Genomic DNA, 4826 nt, shown 5'->3' with positions numbered 1-4826 from the left:
TCGCCGCAGCGCAAGCGCCGCCCGCTCGACGGCGCCGGGCCGGCTGCGGAACCGCTCCGGGCTCATGGTCACCACCCCGGGCAGGAATCGGGTGACCATCACCCCGTCCGCGCCGAAATGAACCAGCTCCGGCGACACCCCGGCCGCGGCGGCGGCCCGGGCGTTCACCGCCTCGACCTCCCGGTCGATATAGTCCTCCGTGCCCCGGCCCGGCAGGCGCAGGCACCATGGCTCCGGCCCGCCGGTCACGGCGAACACCAGGTTGGTGAGCCCACCCAGGCGGCGCAGCTCCAGCCGGCCGTTGCTGCCCGGCAGGCCCAGCCGGGCCAGTGCCTGCCGCGCCTGCACCACCTCCTCGCTCATGGCACCTCTCCCCCCTTGGATCACCCCCGCAGCCGCTCGCCCTTCGGATCGTAGAGCGCGCGCCGCCCGCGCCAGGCCGGCCAGCGCTGACCATAGGCCTCGATCTCGAACCGCTCCTCCTTCGCCAGTGCTGCCGGAAGGAAGGCGAAGGCGACCGTGTGCCCGACCGTGTGGCCGAAGCCGGCGCTGGTCGTGCTGCCGACCGGCCGGCCGTCCAGCAGCACCACCTCCCCGCCGACCAGTGGTGCGAAGCCATCGATGCCGAGTGTGATCAGCCGGCGCGCCGGCCCCTGCTCGCGGATCCGCAGCAGCGCGTCCCGGCCAATGAACGGTCCCTTGTCCAAGGCCACGGCAAAGCCCAGGCCCGCGGAGAACGGGTCGATCTCCGGGCTCACCTCGCTGGACCAGTAGACATAGCCCTTCTCCAGCCGGAGCGTGTCGACCGCCCGGTAGCCGGCATCGGCGATGCCGAAGGGTTCACCTGCCTGGCGCAATTGCTCGTAGACATGGGCGGCGTGCTCGACCGGGACGTGCAGCTCGTAGCCGAGCTCACCGATATAGCCGATCCGGGCAGCGAAGGCCCGGCCCAGGCCAATCTCCATCTCCCTGCCCGTCAGATAGAGCAGTGCTGCATCCGACACATCTTCGTCGCTCACCGCCGCTAGAACTTCGCGCGCCTTCGGCCCCACCAGATCGATCACCGCCAGCGCCCCGGTCACCTCGCGCAGCTCGAGTCCGTCCGGCAGGTGGCGGCGCAGCCAGCCGGCATCCCGCGTGCCGAACTGGCTGCCGGTGACGATGTAGAAGCGCTCCTCGGCCAGCCGCATCACGGTAAGGTCGGCCTCGATGCCGCCCTGCTCGTTGCAGCACTGGGTATAGACGCAACTGCCGACCGGCCGGTCGAGATCGTTGGCGACGATCCGCTGCAAGGCGGTGAACGCGCCACTGCCGGCCAGCTCGAACTTGCTGAACGAGGTCAGGTCGATCAGCGCCACCCGTTCGCGCACCGCCCGGTGCTCGGCGGCCACCGCCTCGAACCAGCCGGGCCGCTGCAGGAAGCTCGGCCGCTCCTCGGCCGGGCTGCCCGGCAGGCGGAACCAGTTGGGCCGCTCCCATCCGGCCTTGGAACCGTAGACAGCGCCCCGAGCCTTCAGCGTGTCGTAGAGTGGGCTGCGCCTGGCGCCACGGGCGCTGGTCAATTCCTCCACCGGCCAGTGGATGCTGTAATAATTGCCGTAGGACTCGCTGCTGCGCTCGGCGAGATAGCGGCGGTTGGCCTGCTGGCGGGCGAAGCGGCGGATGTCGAACGGCCACAGGTCCATGCCCGGGTCGCCCTCAAGGATCCAGTTGGCCATGGCGAGGCCGGCCCCGCCCGAGGCCGCAATCCCAGCGGTGAAGCCGCAGGCGACGAAGAAATTGTCGAGCTCCGGGGCCAGGCCCATCACCGGCTCGCCATCCGCGGAGACCGGGATCGGCCCGTTGATCAGGGTCTGGATGCCCACGTCGTTCAGGACCGGCAGGCGCTCTGCGGCACCGAGTGCGATCGGCTCGAACCGCTCGAAGTCGGAAGCGAACAGCTCGCGGCCGAAATCGAACGGCACGCCGCCCTGCCAGCAGGCCGGCGCCCCCTTCTCCCAGCCGCCGATGGCGAACGCACGCACGTCCGGCTTCAGGTAAAAGATCCGGTCCGGGTCGCGGAAGGTGGGCAGGTCCTTGGGCAGGTCGAGCTTCTTCTCGGTCACCATGTACTGGTGCTCGACCGCACCGGCGGCGATCGCGACCCCTGCCAGCTCCCCCACCCGCTTCGCCCAGATGCCGGCGCAGTTGACCACGATTTCGCACCTGATCCGGCCATGGCCGGTCAGCACCGAGGTGACGCGCCGGCCCTGCTTCTCGAAGCCGGTGACCAGCACCCCTTCTTGGATCCGCACCCCGCCGCGCCGTGCCACCGCGGCGAAGGCCTGGGTCAGGCCATAGGGGTCGATGTAGCCGTCCGACGGGATCCAGGCGGCACCGACCACGCCGTCCGTGGTCATGAACGGGAAGCGGGCCTTCGCCTCGGCCGCCGAGATCTCGTGGGCCTCGAAGCCGAACCCCTTGGCCTGGGTCAGCGAGCGGCGGATCTCCGCCATCCGCTCATCGGAGGATGCGATCCGCAGCGAGCCGCACTTGCGCCACTCGATCGCCTGGCCGGATTCCGCCTCCAGCCGGTCGAACTCCGCGACCGAGTCCTGCATCAGCCGGGTCAGATTGCGCTTGGAGCGGAGCTGGCCCACCAGCCCCGCCGCGTGCCAGGTCGAGCCATGGGTGAGCTGGGCCTTTTCCAGCAGCAGCACGTCGCGCTGGCCGGCACGGGCCAGGTGGTAGGCGATCGCACAGCCGATCGCCCCGCCGCCGATGATCACGATCCGGGCCTGGGTGTCGGTCATGGCGTCAGGCCTTCACGCGCAGGGAGGTTGGGTCGTAGGGCGCCTCCAGGAGTACCTCAGCCGGCACCCGCTCGCTCGCGACTTCCAGCTCGTAGCGCCCGGACAGCACGAACGCCTCGTCCACCCCCTCGTCCGGCCGCCGGACATAGCCGTAGCCGATCGGCCGGCCGATCGTGTGGCCGAACCCGCCGCTGGTGAGCCAGCCGACCCGCTGGCCGTCGCGATAGATCGTCTCGCGGCCGAGCAGGACCACCTCCGGGTCGGCCACGGTGAAGCCTGCGAGCAGGCGGGGCAGCGGTGCCGCCGCCTGTGCCGCCAGCGCCTCGCGCCCGAGGAAGGGCAGGTTCTTCTTCAGCTTCACGGCAAAGCCCAGGCCCGCCATCAGCGGCGAGTGATCCGGACCGATGTCGGAGCCCCAGGCGCGGTAGCCCTTCTCCAGCCTGAGCGATTCGATGGCGCGGTAGCCGGCATTGGCGATGCCGTGCGCCTGGCCGGCCGCCATCAGCCGCTCATAGAGCGCCGCCGCGAACTCGACCGGGACGTGCAGCTCGTAGCCGAGCTCGCCCACATAGGTGATGCGCAGCGCCAGCACCGGCGCCCCGGCCAGGGCCAGCCTGCGGCAGCGGCCGAACCGGAACGCATCGTTGCCGACATCATCGGTCGTCAGCGCCTGGAGCACGTCGCGCGAGCGCGGTCCCATCAGGGAGAACACCGCGTGGGCGGAAGTGACGTCGACCACCCGCGCATCCAGGCCGTCCGGCAGGTTGCGCCGGATCCAGTCCTGGTCGTGGGTGGCGAATCCGGTGCCGGTGGTGAGGTAGAACTCGTCGTCGGCCAGCCGGGCCACGGTCAGGTCGCACTCGATCCCGCCGTGCGCGTTCAGCATCTGGGTGTAGGTGAGCGTGCCCGGCGGGCGGGCCACGTCGTTGGCGCACAGCCAGGAGAGCGCTGCCTCCGCATCCCGGCCCACCACCAGGAACTTGGCGAAGCTGGTCTGGTCGATCACCACGACCCGCTCCCGGCAGGCCTGGTGCTCGCGCGCTACCGCCGCAAACCAGTTCGGCCGGCCATAGGTGTAGACGTCCTGGGCCGCCTCGCCCGGCCCCGCGAACCAGTTGGGCCGCTCCCAGCCGAGCTTCTCGCCAAAGCAGGCGCCCTGTGCCTTCAGCAGGTGGTAGACCGGGGAGCGACGCAGCGGCCGGCCGCTCTCGTGCTCCTCCTGGGGCCAAGCCATGGTGTAGTGCTTGCCGTAGGCTTCGAGCGTACGGGTGCGCACCCAGTCGGGGTCGGCATGGGCGCGGCCGAACCGGCGGATGTCGACCGGCCAGAGATCGAAGGGCGGGGCACCGTTCTTCACCCATTCCGCCAGCGCCATCCCGGCACCGCCGCCAGCAGCGATCCCGAACGCGTTGAACCCCGCACCCACGAACAGGCCGGACAGCTCCGGCGCCTCCCCCAGGATGAAGTTGCCGTCCGGAGTGAAGCTTTCCGGGCCGTTGACCAGCTGCTTGACCCCGGCGGTCTCCAGGGCCGGCACCCGGCCCAGCGCCAGCTCCATGATCGGCTCGAAATGGTCCCAGTCGGGCTGGAGGAGCTGGAACTCGAACCGGTCCGGCACCTCCAGCATCCAGGGCAGCGGGTCCGGCTCGTAGCCGCCCATCACCAGGCCGCCGACCTCCTCCTTGTAATAGGTCAGCCGGTCGGGATCGCGCAGGGTCGGCAGGTCCGGCGTGACGCCCGGGATCGCCTCGGTGATCAGGTACTGGTGCTGCACCGGGACGAGTGGGACGTTGACGCCCGCGGTGCGCGCGAGCTGCCGGGTCCACTGGCCGCAGCAGAGCACCAGCCGGCCACAGCGGACCGTGCCGCCGGACGTCCTGACACCGATGACCTTGCCGCCTTCCGCCAGGATCTCCTGGACCGCCACGCCCTCGCGGATCATGACGCCCGCCTTGCGCGCCCCGTTCGCCAGTGCCTGGACGATGTCGCTGGGGCTGGCCTGGCCGTCGGTCGGCAGGAAGGCGGCGCCCACCA

General features: G+C 70.8%; 2 protein-coding genes and 1 pseudogene. All 3 read right to left on the bottom strand.

Annotated features, from left to right (window positions below):
* Nucleotides 1-363: pseudogene (locus EQG76_RS17875) on the bottom strand (LPS biosynthesis choline kinase); the annotation flags it as partial.
* Between the two features lie 20 nt (nt 364-383).
* Nucleotides 384-2792 (bottom strand): GcvT family protein, encoded by a 2409-nt coding sequence (locus tag EQG76_RS17870; RefSeq protein ID WP_159715744.1) that lies wholly within the window; start codon nt 2790-2792, stop codon nt 384-386.
* A 4-nt stretch (nt 2793-2796) separates the two neighbouring features.
* Nucleotides 2797-4826, bottom strand: a 2030-nt coding sequence (locus tag EQG76_RS17865) for a GcvT family protein (protein WP_159715743.1), incomplete at its 5' end; no start/stop codon positions are given.

This window comes from Geminicoccus flavidas, assembly GCF_009806515.1.
GTDB lineage: Bacteria > Pseudomonadota > Alphaproteobacteria > Geminicoccales > Geminicoccaceae > Geminicoccus > Geminicoccus flavidus.
This window is presented reverse-complemented; position numbering and strand designations above follow the sequence as displayed.

Excerpts from the sequence above, each read along its gene's own strand:
- EQG76_RS17870 (WP_159715744.1), bottom strand. The coding sequence starts at position 2,792 with ATGACCGACACCCAGGCCCGGATCGTGATCATCGGCGGCGGGGCGATC.